This is a genomic window from Virgibacillus halotolerans (assembly GCF_016908515.1).
In the GTDB taxonomy this organism is placed as follows: domain Bacteria; phylum Bacillota; class Bacilli; order Bacillales; family Amphibacillaceae; genus Virgibacillus_M; species Virgibacillus_M halotolerans.
Map to the genome: position 1 here is coordinate 15,033 of NZ_JAFBEA010000014.1, position 14,783 is coordinate 29,815.

General features: G+C 40.5%; 13 protein-coding genes. 5 read left to right on the plus strand and 8 right to left on the minus strand.

Going from position 1 to position 14,783, the window contains the following annotated elements; translation table 11 throughout:
* Positions 1-30 precede the first annotated feature (30 nt).
* From fdrA to JOC34_RS20750, 5 genes are all read left to right on the plus strand, one after another.
* On the plus strand, positions 31-1,779 hold the full coding sequence (gene fdrA, locus JOC34_RS20730) for an acyl-CoA synthetase FdrA (protein ID WP_205138707.1): 1,749 nt from the start codon (positions 31-33) through the stop codon (positions 1,777-1,779).
* 94 nt (positions 1,780-1,873) lie between these two features.
* A complete protein-coding gene (locus tag JOC34_RS20735; protein ID WP_205138708.1) occupies positions 1,874-3,136 on the plus strand; it encodes a YlbE family protein in 1,263 nt (420 codons plus the stop codon).
* Positions 3,137-3,150: 14 nt separating this feature from the next.
* Positions 3,151-4,047: an oxamate carbamoyltransferase subunit AllH family protein gene (locus JOC34_RS20740; RefSeq protein ID WP_205138709.1), complete on the plus strand. Its 897-nt coding sequence runs from the start codon at positions 3,151-3,153 to the stop codon at positions 4,045-4,047.
* Positions 4,047-4,985, plus strand: coding sequence for a carbamate kinase (gene arcC / locus JOC34_RS20745; RefSeq protein WP_205138710.1), 939 nt, complete (start codon positions 4,047-4,049; stop codon positions 4,983-4,985). Before JOC34_RS20740 ends, arcC begins: the two co-directional genes overlap by 1 nt.
* Positions 4,986-5,270: 285 nt before the next feature.
* Positions 5,271-5,732: a hypothetical protein gene (locus tag JOC34_RS20750; protein ID WP_205138711.1), complete on the plus strand. Its 462-nt coding sequence runs from the start codon at positions 5,271-5,273 to the stop codon at positions 5,730-5,732.
* A gap of 547 nt (positions 5,733-6,279) precedes the next feature.
* On the opposite strand, the gene JOC34_RS20755 is transcribed toward JOC34_RS20750, so the two are convergent.
* The 8 genes from JOC34_RS20755 to rfbA all read right to left on the minus strand — a co-directional run bounded on the left by JOC34_RS20755 (position 6,280) and on the right by rfbA (position 14,299).
* Positions 6,280-7,374 carry a branched-chain amino acid aminotransferase gene (locus JOC34_RS20755; RefSeq protein WP_205138712.1) on the minus strand — a complete coding sequence of 365 codons (1,095 nt, stop codon included), beginning with the start codon at positions 7,372-7,374 and terminating at the stop codon, positions 6,280-6,282.
* Between the two features lie 143 nt (positions 7,375-7,517).
* Positions 7,518-9,212, minus strand: coding sequence for a DUF6044 family protein (locus JOC34_RS20760; protein WP_205138713.1), 1,695 nt, complete (start codon positions 9,210-9,212; stop codon positions 7,518-7,520).
* Positions 9,175-10,305, minus strand: coding sequence for a dTDP-4-amino-4,6-dideoxygalactose transaminase (gene rffA / locus JOC34_RS20765; protein ID WP_205138714.1), 1,131 nt, complete (start codon positions 10,303-10,305; stop codon positions 9,175-9,177). Before rffA ends, JOC34_RS20760 begins: the two co-directional genes overlap by 38 nt.
* Before the next feature lie 4 nt (positions 10,306-10,309).
* The gene (locus JOC34_RS20770) at positions 10,310-10,666 is read right to left on the minus strand and encodes an EamA family transporter (RefSeq protein WP_205138715.1); all 357 of its coding nucleotides are present in this window, start codon (positions 10,664-10,666) and stop codon (positions 10,310-10,312) included.
* A gap of 3 nt (positions 10,667-10,669) precedes the next feature.
* A complete protein-coding gene (locus tag JOC34_RS20775) occupies positions 10,670-11,359 on the minus strand; it encodes an N-acetyltransferase (protein ID WP_205138716.1) in 690 nt (229 codons plus the stop codon).
* A 63-nt stretch (positions 11,360-11,422) separates the two neighbouring features.
* On the minus strand, positions 11,423-12,358 hold the full coding sequence (locus JOC34_RS20780; protein WP_205138717.1) for a glycosyltransferase family 2 protein: 936 nt from the start codon (positions 12,356-12,358) through the stop codon (positions 11,423-11,425).
* Positions 12,328-13,371, minus strand: coding sequence for a dTDP-glucose 4,6-dehydratase (gene rfbB, locus JOC34_RS20785; protein ID WP_205138718.1), 1,044 nt, complete (start codon positions 13,369-13,371; stop codon positions 12,328-12,330). Before rfbB ends, JOC34_RS20780 begins: the two co-directional genes overlap by 31 nt.
* Positions 13,364-14,299 (minus strand): glucose-1-phosphate thymidylyltransferase RfbA, encoded by a 936-nt coding sequence (gene rfbA / locus JOC34_RS20790; protein ID WP_205138719.1) that lies wholly within the window; start codon positions 14,297-14,299, stop codon positions 13,364-13,366. The genes rfbB and rfbA overlap by 8 nt, the downstream gene beginning before the upstream one ends.
* Positions 14,300-14,783 lie beyond the last annotated feature (484 nt).

Here is a 14,783-nt window from a genome sequence, read left to right on the forward strand (position 1 = left end):
ACTAAAAAATAGATAAGAGGTGGTTTTAAAGTGATTCATACAATTATTAAAAAGAATTCATATCAGGATTCTATCAACTTGATGTTGCTTACGAACGCTGTATCTGCAACAGAAGGAATCAATAAAGTCCAAGTGATGATGGGAACGCCAGCCAATAAGGACATCTTTAAATCTGCAGGACTATATACAGAAGAACTGGAAAAAGCAGAATCCAACGATATGGCAATTGTCGTTGACACAGACGATGAAAGTAAGGTCGCTGAAATACTAGCAAAAGCAGATGAATACTTGGAGAACCAAGCGATCAGCGGTGACAGTGAAACATTTGAAACAGTTCGTACATGGGATAGAGCAACGAAAGCACAACCAAATGCTAACCTGGCACTGATTTCAGTTCCGGGTCAATATGCTGCAGAAGAAGCGGATAAAGCATTGGATTTAGGACTTCACGCTTTCATGTTCAGTGATAACGTATCACTTGAAGATGAAGTGAAATTGAAGAAAAAAGCACATGAAAAAGGATTAATGGTAATGGGACCTGATAGTGGTACAGGTATTCTTGATGGTGTACCAATCGCGTTTGCTAACGTTGTAAACAAAGGGAAAATCGGGGTTGTTGGTGCATCTGGAACAGGTATCCAGGAAGTAACAACCATCATTGACCGACTTGGTGAAGGTGTGAGTCATGCAATCGGTACAGGTGGACGTGACCTGAACGAAGCAATTGGCGCTATTACAATGATGGATGCTATTAAAGCGTTGGAAGCACATCAACAAACAGATATCATTGCTGTTATTTCCAAGCCACCAGCCAAAGAAGTTCGTGATGAAGTAGTTGAATTGCTTCATAACGTGTCTAAGCCTGTTGTAGCAATCTTCCTTGGTGAAAAGCCAACCCAATATGAAGGTAATGTATATCAAGCTTACACATTAGAAGAAACAGCTCGCATCGCTGTTGACCTTGCAAGAGGAAACGAAATTAAACCGGACTATAATGACGGAGACCATGAGGCAAAAACAATAAATCTTAAACCAGAACAGACGGCAATTAAAGGTCTTTACTCTGGTGGTACCTTAGCTTCTGAAGCTGCTGTATTAATCTCAGATGCAATGGGTCTTGGTTCAGGTATTAAAAATGAAGAAGGATTCGTTCTTAAACATGAAGGACACGAAGTTGCTGACCTTGGGGATGACATGTACACACAAGGTAAGCCACATCCAATGATCGATCCGGAAACAAGAGCTTCCTTCATCGAAAAAGCGGCAGAAGATGAGAAAACAGCAGTTATTCTACTCGACTTTGTGATTGGTTATGGTTCACATGCAGACATGCCAAGTGCGTTAATTCCTTCGATCAACAAAGCAGTTGCTGCTGCGAAAGAAAAAGGTCGCGAAATAGCAGTTATCGCATCTGTTTGCGGAACGAACAATGATCCACAAAACTACCAAGATCAAAAGAAACAACTAACAGAAGCAGGTATTATCGTAAAAGATAATAACAACCAAGCTGTACGTACTGCACTAAGCGTTATTGGTCTACAAGTGGAAGATGCACAAAAGGCACATGTAGATGCACCTGAAAGCACGAGAACATTTGATTTAACTGTATCTGAAGCAGTTCAAACTTTATTGAACAACAAACCAACCGTGATCAACGTTGGTGTGAAAAGCTTTACCGATGCGATTATAGGTCATGGTGGACGTGTTGTACAATACGACTGGAGACCAATCGCCGGTGGTAATGAAAGAATGAGAAAAATTCTTAACTTACTAAAATAAATCTTAGAAAACGAGGGAATAGTGGGGGGGAATCCCCCAGCTCCCTTTAATCATTATTTTTAATATAGTGCACGCAAAAATGAGGAGGATACAAATGAATTACAACTCGATGGACGAAGCAAACAGAGCGGTACTTGATAAAATTGTCGGTTCTGCACCATTCTTGGTTGACGTTGTCCCAGCAAAAGAAAAAATTAAAGAATTAAATGAAGGAAAAGTGATTCTACATGCAGGCCCACCAGTTGCTTGGGAAAATATGACAGGACCTATGCAAGGATCTTGTATTGGAGCAGCCTTATTTGAAGGATGGGCAGAAACGGGTGAAGAAGCAGAAAGAATGCTTGCAAACGGGGAAGTTAAATTTATTCCTTGTCACCATGTAAATACAGTAGGTCCAATGGGCGGTATTACATCAGCTAATTTCCCAGTTCTTGTAGTTGAAAATCGTTCTGATGGAAATGAAGCATATTGTATTATGAATGAAGGTATTGGGAAAGTACTACGTTTTGGTGCATATTCTGATGAAGTAATCAATCGTTTAAACTGGATGAGAGATATTTTGGGACCAACGCTTTCTAAAGCAATTAAATTAACGGAAGACGGTTTAAATATTAACGTTATGATGGCTAAAGCAATTACAATGGGTGACGAATTCCACCAACGTAACATTGCATCATCCCTTATATTCTTAAAAGAAATCAGCCCATTTGTGGTACAAGTAGATATGGATGATAATGATCGTAAAGATGTCATCCAATTCTTAGCAGATACAGATCAATTCTTCCTAAACATTGCAATGGCTGCAGGTAAATCTGTAATGGATGGAGCTAGAATGATTGAAGCTGGTACAGTAGTAACAGCAATGTGCCGTAACGGTTATGAATTCGGAATTCGTATCAGTGGTATGGGTGATCAATGGTTTACTGCACCTGTTAACACACCACAAGGTTTATTCTTTACTGGTTATGACCAAGACATGGCTAGCCCTGACATGGGTGACAGTGCCATTACAGAAACATTAGGTGTTGGTGGATTCGCTATGATTGCTGCACCTGGAGTAACTCGTTTTGTTGGTGCAGGTGGTTTCGATGATGCACTTAAAACAAGTAATGAAATGACAGAGATCTGTATTGACCACAACCCTAACTTCTCTATTCCTACTTGGGATTTCCAAGGTGCATGTTTAGGAATTGATGCACGTAAGGTAGTTGAAACAGGTATCGAACCGGTAATCAACACAGGTATTGCACACAAAGATGCTGGAGTAGGCCAAATTGGTGCGGGTACTGTACGTGCACCAAAAGCATGTTTTGAAAAAGCGCTAGAAGCATATGCTGAGAAATTAGGCTTAATATAATCGATGATATGCAAATGAAGCAGCTATTATTTGCAGAGGAATATAACCAACATATTCCTCTGTTTTTTTCAGAGAACAATTCAGGCTATGTGCATAGTGTGTTTAAAAACGGGTTGAACATTCGAATGGGGAACCATCTATTTTTTATTGGGACGACTAAAAACGGACAACTCCCATTTGGTATTCATATGGATGTGCAGCCGATAGAATTACTTGTATCCGCAACAAATGTTGATACACCGGTAGTTTGGCAGGAAGAGATGAAAGAGCTCTATCTGGAGAATGGATTGGTTATTAATCTGGAAAAGGGTAGATCCTATAGCAATAAGTTGAATGTCGTGGCAGATAGCAAAGGCACCATGCTACAACATCTCGAAACCTATTTAAGTCTGTTGGCGAACTACGGAGAACCGACAGGATTGGATGTGGATATCGAACAATTTATCATAGATTATGCTACAGAAGCGGCGGCTCCAAATGAAAATATAGATAAACTATACACACTCATGGGAGCAGTTTTTTCAGACGATGAAGAAAAGATAGACCGGGTACTGCGTTATTTTCTCGGGCGTGGTAAAGGATTAACACCGTCCGGGGATGACCATATTGTTGGTTTGCTTGCAGTACATGCTGTGACTGGCGCACTACATCCGGTATTTATCGAAACAGCTAAAAAAATAATTGAAAATGAATCGATCACAACAGATGTTGCGAAGGAGTATTTAATTTACGCACTTCAAGGCGAATTGGGTTCCCCTGTAGCTGACGTAATCGATCAATTGGTACAAAAAGGTTCCACTAATTTAGAAAACAATATGTTAAAGTTATTAACGATGGGTCATAGTTCTGGTGTAGATACAGCATTCGGAATACTGATCGGAATTTTAGCAATTCAGGAGGCTAACAAATAATGGGTGATAAAGTATTAATTGCACTAGGCGGAAATGCTATTTTGCAACCAAAACAGGAAGCAACATTTGAAAATCAATATGAGAACGTTCGTCAAAGTACAGCAATCATTTCAAAAATTGTACAAAACGGGCACAGTGTGATCATTACGCACGGTAATGGACCGCAAGTTGGTAACATTTTACGTCAAAATGAAGAAGCGAAAGATGTTGTACCAGCACTTCCACTCGACGCATGCAGTGCAGAATCTCAAGGATTTATCGGGTACATGATGGATCAAACATTAAAAAATGAACTAAACAAGCTTGGATTAGCCAATAACGTGGTTAGCATGCTCACACAAACACAAGTAGCTGAAGATGATCCGGCTTTTCAAAACCCGGAAAAACCAATCGGCGTATTTTATACTGAAGAAGAAGCAAAACAATTAGCTGAAGAAAAAGGCTGGGATGTTGCGGAAGATGCTGGACGTGGCTGGCGCCGGGTTGTTGCATCACCAACACCACAATCGATTCTTGGCTCTGACGTAATTAAATCTTTAACAGATGCTAAATCAATCGTTATTGCTGCCGGTGGCGGTGGCGTTCCTGTTGTTAAAGGTAAAGACGGTTCTTTAAAAGGGGTTGAAGCTGTTATTGATAAAGACAGCAGTGCCTTTAAACTAGCAGTAGAAGCTGATGCAGATGTGTTTATGATCCTTACTGACGTGCAAAATGTTTACGTAAACTATGGCAAGCCGGATCAAAAAGCGTTGAATGCTATTTCTCTTGAAGAAGCGAAAAAATATGTGGAAGAAGGCCAATTTTCTGCAGGTAGTATGGGTCCTAAAATGGCAGCTGCAATTGACTTTGCTGAACGTGGCGGTAAAGCAATCATCTGTTCATTGGATCAAGCTGACCTTGCAATGGAAGGAAAAGCAGGTACTTCCGTATCTAAATAAATATTAGTAGTAAGAACAAAAATGGTATCTAGTACATGCTTTAGCTAAAGCATGTAACCTAGGTACCATTTTTTTATTTTAAAAGACTTTCCTACCTACATAAGTGCAACGAGGGCAACCGTCATTAAATGCTTGGCCAATGCCAAGTTTTCAAACAGGAGATGTTCATATAAATCAAGATGGATAAAAGTTGGCCCTAGAAATAGCATTTTTTCTGATTAATAATTTCCGGGTGTCAGGAATAAAATGATACATAGCAGTCGTGAGAAAGGAGACCGCTTCTATATGAATAAAAAAGTGAGCGGCAAAGGGTTGGCCATCATACTATTATTTATCCTCATTATTGCAGCTGTCATCTTTTTCTTATTCAATAATGCTTCAGGACACCAAGCAGAAGAGGCGGTTAATGAATTTTACAGTTACGAACAGGATGGCTCCTACGCTGAGTCATGGGCGATGTTTCACCCATTGATGCAAGAAAAATTTCTCAAGGGAGATTATATCGAAGATCGCGCACATGTGTTTATGAACCATTTTGGTGTAACTTCGTTTACATATTCCTTGGATGACGTCTCAGAGGTACACAACTGGCAAATGGATGAGAAATCAGAAAAAATTGATCATGCATATAAAGTAACGGTAACACAGGTTTTTAAAGGAAAGTATGGGAATTTTATGATTGTGCAGGACGTATATGTAACATTAATGGATGATCAGTGGAAGGTGCTGTGGGACTATAATCTATAATAAGATAACTTAGTCGTGACAGCGCCTACTTGAATGGTGGGCTTTTGCATCGCGGCATGTGGTCGCTCGATCCTGGGGGCGAAGCGCCATACTCTTGCCCGCGAGCGCTGAACGTTCGGGTCTGATCGCCGAACCCTTGCCCGCGAGCGCTGAACCTTCGCATCCGACCGCCGAACCATCCCGCGAGCGCTGAACATCCTGGTCGGACCGCCGAACCAATGCCCGCGAGCGCTGAACATCCTGGTCGGACCGCCGAACCCTTGCCCGCGAACGCTGAACGTCCGGGTCCGACCGCCGAACCATCCCGCGATCGCTGAACATCTGGGTCCGACCGCCGAACCAATGCCCGTGAGCGTTGAACCTCTGAGTCCGACCGCCGAACCAATGCCCGTGAGCGCTGAACATCCGCGCCGGATCGCCGAACCGATGCCCGCGAGCGCTGAACCCCCGCGTCCGATCAACGAACCATTCCGCAAACGGCGACCCACCGCAAAACATAAATAAAAATCCCCTTCCGAGTCAAAGCGCGGAGGGGATTTCATCATTTTTATTGGCTGATTTTAGTTTGTTCTTTTACTTTCACAACCCAATCAAATGGATCGTTGATTTTGCCATATTGGATACCGGTCATGGTATCGTATAATTTACGGGATATTTCACCTGTTTTATTGTTGTTAATAATCATATCTTCGCCGTTCCAGGTTAATTGACCGATAGGTGAGATAACTGCTGCTGTACCAGTACCGAATGCTTCTTCTAGAAGGCCGTCTTTATGTGCTTGACGGAGCTCTTCCATTGAAATTCTTCGCTCGACGACTGGGATGTTCCAATGCTTTAATAGCTGCAGGGTAGAGTTTCTGGTAACACCTTCCAGAATGCTGCCATTTAAAGCGGGTGTAACAACTTCACCATTAATTTTGAAAAACACATTCATGCTACCGACTTCTTCAATATACTTCCGCTCGACACCATCCAACCATAATACTTGAGAAAACCCTTTGTCAGCACCGACTTCCTGTGCTTTAAGACTTGAGGCGTAGTTTCCTCCGGTTTTTGCTTCGCCTGTACCGCCAGTAACCGCACGCACATATTGGCTTTCAACTGCGATTTTTACGGGGTTAATTCCTTCTTCATAGTACGCACCAACAGGTGATAAGATTACAATTAATTTATAATGACTAGACGGTGCAACACCGAGATAAGGCTCAGTTGAAATAATAAATGGACGAATATATAGAGAAGTTCCGTCTGCTCTAGGGATCCAATCTTTTTCTAAATCGACAAGTTCCATAATCGCACGTAATATAAATGTTTCATCGATTGGTGGGATACAAAGTCTACTGTTAGAGCGATTTAAACGCTGCAGATTTTTTTCCGGGCGAAATAATTGAACACTATCATCGACAGCAACGTACGCTTTCATACCTTCAAAAACGGATTGCCCATAATGAAAGACCATTGCCGACGGATCGATGCTTAGTGGTTGATAAGGTGTAATTTGCGCATCATGCCATCCTTGTTCCACGGTGTAATCCATCGTAAACATATGGTCTGTAAAAAATCTTCCGAAAACTAACTCATCTGTCTTTGGCTTATCCTTTTTCGTAGCGCAAAGATCCCATTTAATTTGTTGTTCTTCCATGTGAATTATCCCCTTGTTGTGAAAATTACTTTCTTTTATAATTTATATAGTGTAACAGAATTATTATTCTTGTCAATTAATTAAGTTTATTAAAACTTCATTTAGATCCGGTCATGCCAAACTTGGCTGACCGGATATGTTAGTTATTTCTCTAGTTTGTATAAATATATCCTCCATGGATAATCTTTTTTTTCAAAGCTTTTTTCATATTGCAGTCCAAGCGTTTTGTAGTTATCGATAGGCAAGGCCGAGAAGATATAATCACCGCCAAGTGCCTCTAATGCGTCTGTATTAATATCCAGCTGTTCAATTGTTTTATCACTGTTTTTTGTAAACATATAGCTTTCCCCGAGTTGGGCTACATACATATACAAACGACCACCCCAGGTGTCAAAGTAATTTTCCAAGGAAGGGCTTTTTCCCAGTTCTGGTGCAATTACTTCCCGGAATTGATGTTTGTATGAAAGTGGGAAACTGTTGTTATACGTATCAAGCGTATAGAACCCGTTATATTGGGCAATTGTTGGGTGCATACCAATACTGACGACCCGGTAATCTGATGGATCTTTCCCGATATAATCCTCAATATCAGCAAACAGCTCCTCTGCATAGAATTCTTTGAATGTGGGTGTGCCCGCTTCGCTGTATTTGCTTTCTTCATTCAGATTAAACAGGTTTACACACTGTGCTACCAGCAGTACAACAACAATCACTTTACCGAATTTAAGATGTTTCCAAAGAATGACCAATGCCAACGCAAAACAGATATACCAAATAAGCGGAGTGAGAAAGTGAAATCTGCTGAAATTAAATGTGTTCAATACCATGATTTGGTCTTTCAGCACACGCCAGCCTTCCCAATACCAAAATGCGTACCAGAGCGACAAAGCCGCTGAGGACAAGAAAAGCCCCAATAATAATTTTGGTTTTAAGTTACGGTATGCTGCGACAATTAATGCGACCCCAATCACAGGGATAATAATAGTCAATTGTTCGGCCAGGTCATGTGTATGTCCATAGAAAAAGTTATGTAAAAACAAATTAAATGTACCAGGTATGTCCTTATGCCCCAGATCCAGTTCATCACGATGGGAAGTAAATCCTTCATTAAAAAACATCGAATAAATCAGCAAGTAATTTTGCACCAGATAGATAAAAGTCATAAATGCAATTGAACTGAAAAATATCCAATTCGACTTTTTGGTTCGTATCCAGTCAAACAGCCAAAGAAAGCCCATGATCGTTAAGAAAAACACAAAGGTTAAAACGAAATTGGATAGAAAGGGAATTAACCCAAGGATAATCCAGTTATATTTTGGTGTTTTCCCCCCATATTCCCGGAACGTCAGAAACACATGCAATGCCAATGGTAAGCCTGCGATGGATAACATACCTGACGGCCAGTATGGCAATAATGCAAAGCCCAGCGCAACGCCAACCGTAATAAAAGGCAGTTTTTGATTGCGCAAGATATGTCTGTTTAATAATAAGTACATCCCAAAGAAGGCAACAAAACGCATCACCGTCTGGCCAATCGCATAGGCGGTCATTGGCTCAAATAGAGCATACATCCAAACCATTGCATCAAGGCTGGACGCGAGTGTACTTCTTGGGAGTCCATTGATCACGTTTGGTAAGGCAACGTCTGTTAGAGAGAAAATATGTCCACTTTCAACGAGCAATTTATACCAGACAATATTTGAATCCATGTTGTCATGAACCCGAATATGTGTATCCTCTCCCAAAATATAGTAGGGGAGGAGGTACGCGATAATAACGAGACATGCAATAATTTTATATTTATGCTTCATAGAATTTGTATAGATGTTTGACCACATGTTCGATTGCCTCTTCTCCAATTCCAAAATAGATTGGTAAGCGTACCAATTTTTCACTTTCTATTGTTGTAAACACATCATCGCCAATAAACTTTCCATATATCCTGCCTGCATGGGCAGAATGCAATGGTACGTAATGTGTAACAGCCATCACGTCATTTTCCTTTAAGTAGTCTATTAAAGCGGTACGTTCTGTATCGTCCTTCGTTTTAACGTAATACATGTGTGCATTATGTTCACAGTTTTCTGGGACATAGGGTAGCATAACTTTCCCAGCCGCCATTAGGGGCTTCAGACTTTCATTGTATTGCTCCCATACGTCTAATCGTTGCCTATTGATCACGTCGGCATACGTCAATTGAACAGATAAGTAAGCTGCATTAATATCGCTTAATAAATAGGAAGAGCCAATGTCGCGCCACGTATATTTATCAACCATTCCTTTAATAAACTGTGAACGATTGGTGCCCTTTTCCTGCAAAATTTCCGCACGATCAATGGCATCCGGGTCGTTAATAATCAACGCACCGCCTTCTCCGGACGTATAATTTTTCGTTTCATGAAAACTAATGGTACCGAAATGGCCAATCGTTCCGAGCGGTTTTCCTTTATAAGTGCTCATCAGGCCTTGTGCAGCATCTTCAATAACCCATAGATGATGCTTGTTAGCGATGTCCATTATCGCGTCCATATCACAGGAAACGCCGGCATAATGGACAACGACGATCGCTTTTGTTCGCTCTGTTATCGCTGACGCCACTTGCTTGGGATCGATATTCATTGTTGCTGGATCAACATCAACGAATCGAATGGCAGCTCCCCTGAGGGCAAAGGCATTGGCGGTAGAAACAAACGTATAGGACGGGAGGATGACCTCATCCCCTTCTCCCATATTCGTCAATAGCGCAGTCATTTCAAGTGCAGCAGTACAAGATGGGGTGAGCATCGCTTTCGCGCAACCTAAGCGATTCTCCAGCCAATTGGTACATTTTTCTCCAAATGGACCATTTCCCTTTAATACTTGATTACTGATTGCCTCTTGGACCGCTGCACCTTCTTTTCCAGTCGTACAGGGTTTATTGAATGGAATCATTGTATCACCTCATAATAATGATGCCTAGCACAACACATGAAATACCAATGACGTTTTTCATTGTTATCGGCTCCCCGAACATAATGACAGAGAGTAAGAAAACAAGCACAAACGACAAGCTCATGAATGGGTAGGCATAGCTAATATCAAATTTCGTCATTGCCGCCATCCAAAACAAGGACGCGACAAATGCGGAAAGGAATCCCGACAATATCCAAGGATTCAACAATAGTTGTAATATAAAGACAAGTTTATCAAACCACAGTTCCGGTAAACTACCATATTGATCGATTTGCCATTTAAGGACAAGTTGGCCGAAAACAGTGAAAAAAATGGTGCCAAAGATAAATAAATAACCCATCTATTATCCTCCTACAGGCAATGAGCCATTTAATTTATGGTATACATCAATCGTATTTTTCAGTTTGAACCCCAAACTAAGAAATAAATTTAAAGAAGGCAAATTGGAGGGGGAAATCGACGTGATTAAAGTATCTGTTTCTTCCCGTTCAAATTGATCTTTACAGCTTTGGCTTGTAAATGCCTTTGTTAATCCTTTACTGCGAAACTGTTCTTTAATGCCAAGCAGGAGGACCTTATCCCCCTCGTAAGCATAAAATCCGGCTAATTTCCCATGATAGTTTAATGCGAAGATGAGATCCTTTTCAATCAAATCACTTACCCAGTTCATGTAACGTCGGTCTGCCATAAAGTCAGGGATGTTAAAGTCACGATGAAAACGTCCACCTTTAAAAGACTCCTTAGCAATCTCAAGAATGTCCTCCCTAACATAATCACGGGAAAGCGAAATGCCTTCCTGTTGGTAGATTTGCAGATTTTCTCTTTTACAAACAGGCTCTGTTAAAGTATCTACATAATAAAAGCCATATTTTTTTAGATTTTCCGTACTTTCCAGTGGGTCGATCTTTAATGTAAAATGGCCTTCCACCTCATTTGTTTGTTTTAAAGCATCTTCTGTTGCTGCAGTTAGTTGGTACGTATCAATGTGGAAATTCCGCTTATCCCATGGTGTTTCCTCTAAATAGTTTGTCATTGTGTTCAGCTCCTTCTAGTTCGTATTGTGTGTAACTAAAACTTGGTGAAAAGCATTCGTCTGCTACTCATCCGTTGTTTCACGAATAAGATATAGCGGTCTTGCTTTCGTTTCGTTGAAAATTTTTCCGATATAAAGCCCGATAATACCAAAATTAAAGAACATGAGACCAGCGATAAAATAGATGGAAACCATGACACTGGTCCAGCCCTGTACAGGCTCGTCAAGGAAAAAGTATTTCGCAAATAAATACAGGCCATAAATAAACGAGATGCTCGCAATGAGAAATCCAAGCTGGATGGATAATCTCAACGGCTTATTAGATTGCGATATAATAGCATCTGTTGCCAAAGTGATTAATTTCCCCAGGTTATAGGAAGACTTTCCTTTTTTTCTCTCACTATGTTCGATTTCGATCGATGCAGATTCATAGCCCATCCATTGGATAAACATTGGGAAGATGCGGTTTTGCTCGCGCATTTGTTTGAATCCATCGATTACCATTTTAGAGTTAATACTAAAGTTTGCAACCGAATGATCGGATGTAAGGCCTGTAAAGTAGTCATAAACACGATAAAAAGCTTGAGAAGATTTTCGTTTTAGCCATTTATCCTGACGATGGACTCTTTTACCAAAAACAACTTCGTATCCTTCCAGTGCTTTATGATACAAATTGGGAATTTCCTCCGGTCGATCCTGTAGGTCACAGTCCATCACAACGATCCAGTCTCCAATTGCATGATCCAAGCCAGCTGTAATTGCATAATGCTGACCAAAGTTGCGTGCTAAGTTAATTCCTCTGATTCGCTGATCTTCTTTGTTTAATTGCTTGATTGTTTCCCATGCATGGTCCGGACTAGCGTCGTTCACTAAAATAATTTCGAGTTGGGCTGGAATTTTTTCGACGGTTGTTGTAATCCGGCTACAAAGTTCAAATAAACAGGTTTTACACCCGTAGACAGGAACAACTACTGAGATAAGTGGGTAAGTTGTTTCCATTGCTTCACATACCATTCTACTGTTTTTTTCATTCCTGTCTCCAGTTGTTCTGCCGGTTTCCAGCCAAGTGTGTCTCTTAATTTCGTATCGTCCACTGCATATCTACGATCATGTCCTAAGCGATCTTCTGTTAATGTAATCAGCTGCTTAAAACTGTCTAAGGAAGCAGCCTGTTTTATTTCCGGTTTCAACTGATCCAATATGTCACAAATCGCAGTTGCTATTTCAATATTCGTTTTTTCATTTCCACCACCGATATTGTATTTTTCCATGGAACGTGCTTGATGGAAAATAAGGTCCAGCGCTTTACAATGATCTTCCACATAGAGCCAGTCTCTGATGTTTTTTCCATCTCCGTAAATTGGAATGGGTTCCGTCGCCAGTGCTTTGGAAATAATCGTTGGTATCAGTTTTTCCTGATGCTGCCGTGGACCGAAGTTGTTCGAGCAGCTTGTAATAACGACATTCATCCCATGGGTATAGCCAAAGCTTTTTACAAGCATGTTTGCACCAGCTTTGGAGGCACTATAAGGATTGCGTGGGTCATATGGTGTATCCTCGGTAAATTTACCTTCTGCACCTAAAGAACCATAGACCTCGTCTGTAGAAATATGGTGGAATCGTCTTTTGGCAAGTTCTCCTTTTTCTTTCCAATCATTTAGTGCAGCTTGCAGCAGGACCATCGTGCCAAGCATATTTGTTTCAACAAATGCTTTGGCATCCTTGATGGACCTGTCGACATGCGATTCGGCGGCAAAATGGATTACGCCGGTAATATCAAAGTCATCGAATATAGACTGGATGAATTGTTCATCGACGATATCACCTTGTATAAAATGATAGTTACGCAGATCTTCCACTTCTTTCAAGTTATCGGTAGAGCCAGCATAGGTCAGTTTGTCAACATTGATGAGTTGCATATCCGGATATGTTTCCATCATATGAATGATGAAATTAGACCCGATAAATCCCGCACCGCCTGTTACAAGTAATGTTGGCTTTTGTTTACTCATTTTCAATCATTCCTAACATGGGATTCTGATTAACCGCAGGGTCCCAATATTGTTTTGTATGTTTCCTATCTGCAATTTCTAATAAATATCTGCCATAATCATTCTTTTCCATAGACTTTCCCTTTTCATAGAGTGCTTCACGGGAAATATACCCTAGATAATAAGAAATCTCTTCCAAACAAGCTAGTTTGAATCCCTGACGTTGTTGGGTTATTTTTACAAACTCAGCTGCATCAAATAATGATTCATGTGTACCTGCATCCATCCAAGCAAACCCTCTGCCTAGCAGTTGGACATCCAATTGTCCTTTATCCAGGTATGCCTGGTTAAGGTCAGTAATTTCCAGTTCACCACGATCGGAAAACGGCAGGTTTTTTGCCTTTTGAACTGCATGGTGGTCATAAATATATAACCCCGTTACAGCAAAATCTGATTTGGGTTCCGCCGGTTTTTCTTCCAAAGAAATGACTTTTTGATTATCATCGAATTCTACCACACCAAATCTACTCGCATCTTTTACGCGATAACCAAAAACAGTTGCATGCTCATGATCCTTGATTGCCTTTCTGAGCAGTGTAGTAAACCCCTGACCATAGAAAATATTATCACCAAGAATAAGTGTAACATCATCTTTTCCAATGAAATACTCAGAAAGGGTTAATGCTTCCGGTATGCCATTTGGGTCTGATTGTTCTTTGTAGATTAATGAAATACCAAGTGAAGACCCATCGCCAAGTAACCCTTCAAACCGTGATTTATCTTCTGGTGTACTAATAATCATAATTTCTTTAATGCCACCCAGCATAAGTACAGATAATGGATAATAAATCATCGGCTTGTCATATACAGCCAATAAATGTTTATTGATACTGTCTGTACTTGGTGACAGCCTTGACCCACTGCCGCCTGCTAAAATTATCCCCTTCATAAAAATCCTCACCCCTCGTAGCAGCAATCATATCACTAGAACAGTGATGGATACTACCCCAATATTTTTGAATATTACTTATGCTTTAATAAATCGTAACACTTCCTTATATACACATTCCACAATTACGATGTATTTAATCTTACAATTATATTTCAATTTCATTTCGATTAACTTAAGTACTACCCATCAAGAACAAAAACAATACGAATCTGTATCAAATAAATGATCGTTATAATCCTACTCGATGTAAACGGAGGATTTTTGTCGCAGTTTGGCGTGCAGTAACCCCCCCACTCCAAAAATATAGGGAAATCGAAAATCTTAGTGGGGGGATAACTGCACGCACAAGCCCGATTTTGGCTCAACTAACATTCAGTGGAAGAAAAGAGAACTCCCACTAAATGAAGTTTCACTTTATCCTTTAACTTTCCTTAAAGACGAAAAATGTCGAAATGAATAATTTCCTTATATATATCACTTC

Bases quoted from the DNA above. Each gene is read 5' to 3' on its own strand.
- JOC34_RS20735 (WP_205138708.1), top strand. From the start codon at position 1,874: ATGAATTACAACTCGATGGACGAAGCAAACAGAGCGGTACTTGATAAA.
- JOC34_RS20740 (WP_205138709.1), top strand. From the start codon at position 3,151: ATGAAGCAGCTATTATTTGCAGAGGAATATAACCAACATATTCCTCTG.
- arcC (WP_205138710.1), top strand. From the start codon at position 4,047: ATGGGTGATAAAGTATTAATTGCACTAGGCGGAAATGCTATTTTGCAA.
- JOC34_RS20750 (WP_205138711.1), top strand. From the start codon at position 5,271: ATGAATAAAAAAGTGAGCGGCAAAGGGTTGGCCATCATACTATTATTT.
- JOC34_RS20755 (WP_205138712.1), bottom strand. From the start codon at position 7,374: ATGGAAGAACAACAAATTAAATGGGATCTTTGCGCTACGAAAAAGGAT.
- JOC34_RS20760 (WP_205138713.1), bottom strand. From the start codon at position 9,212: ATGTGGTCAAACATCTATACAAATTCTATGAAGCATAAATATAAAATT.
- rffA (WP_205138714.1), bottom strand. From the start codon at position 10,305: ATGATTCCATTCAATAAACCCTGTACGACTGGAAAAGAAGGTGCAGCG.
- JOC34_RS20770 (WP_205138715.1), bottom strand. From the start codon at position 10,666: ATGGGTTATTTATTTATCTTTGGCACCATTTTTTTCACTGTTTTCGGC.
- JOC34_RS20775 (WP_205138716.1), bottom strand. From the start codon at position 11,359: ATGACAAACTATTTAGAGGAAACACCATGGGATAAGCGGAATTTCCAC.
- JOC34_RS20780 (WP_205138717.1), bottom strand. From the start codon at position 12,358: ATGGAAACAACTTACCCACTTATCTCAGTAGTTGTTCCTGTCTACGGG.
- rfbB (WP_205138718.1), bottom strand. From the start codon at position 13,371: ATGAGTAAACAAAAGCCAACATTACTTGTAACAGGCGGTGCGGGATTT.
- rfbA (WP_205138719.1), bottom strand. From the start codon at position 14,299: ATGAAGGGGATAATTTTAGCAGGCGGCAGTGGGTCAAGGCTGTCACCA.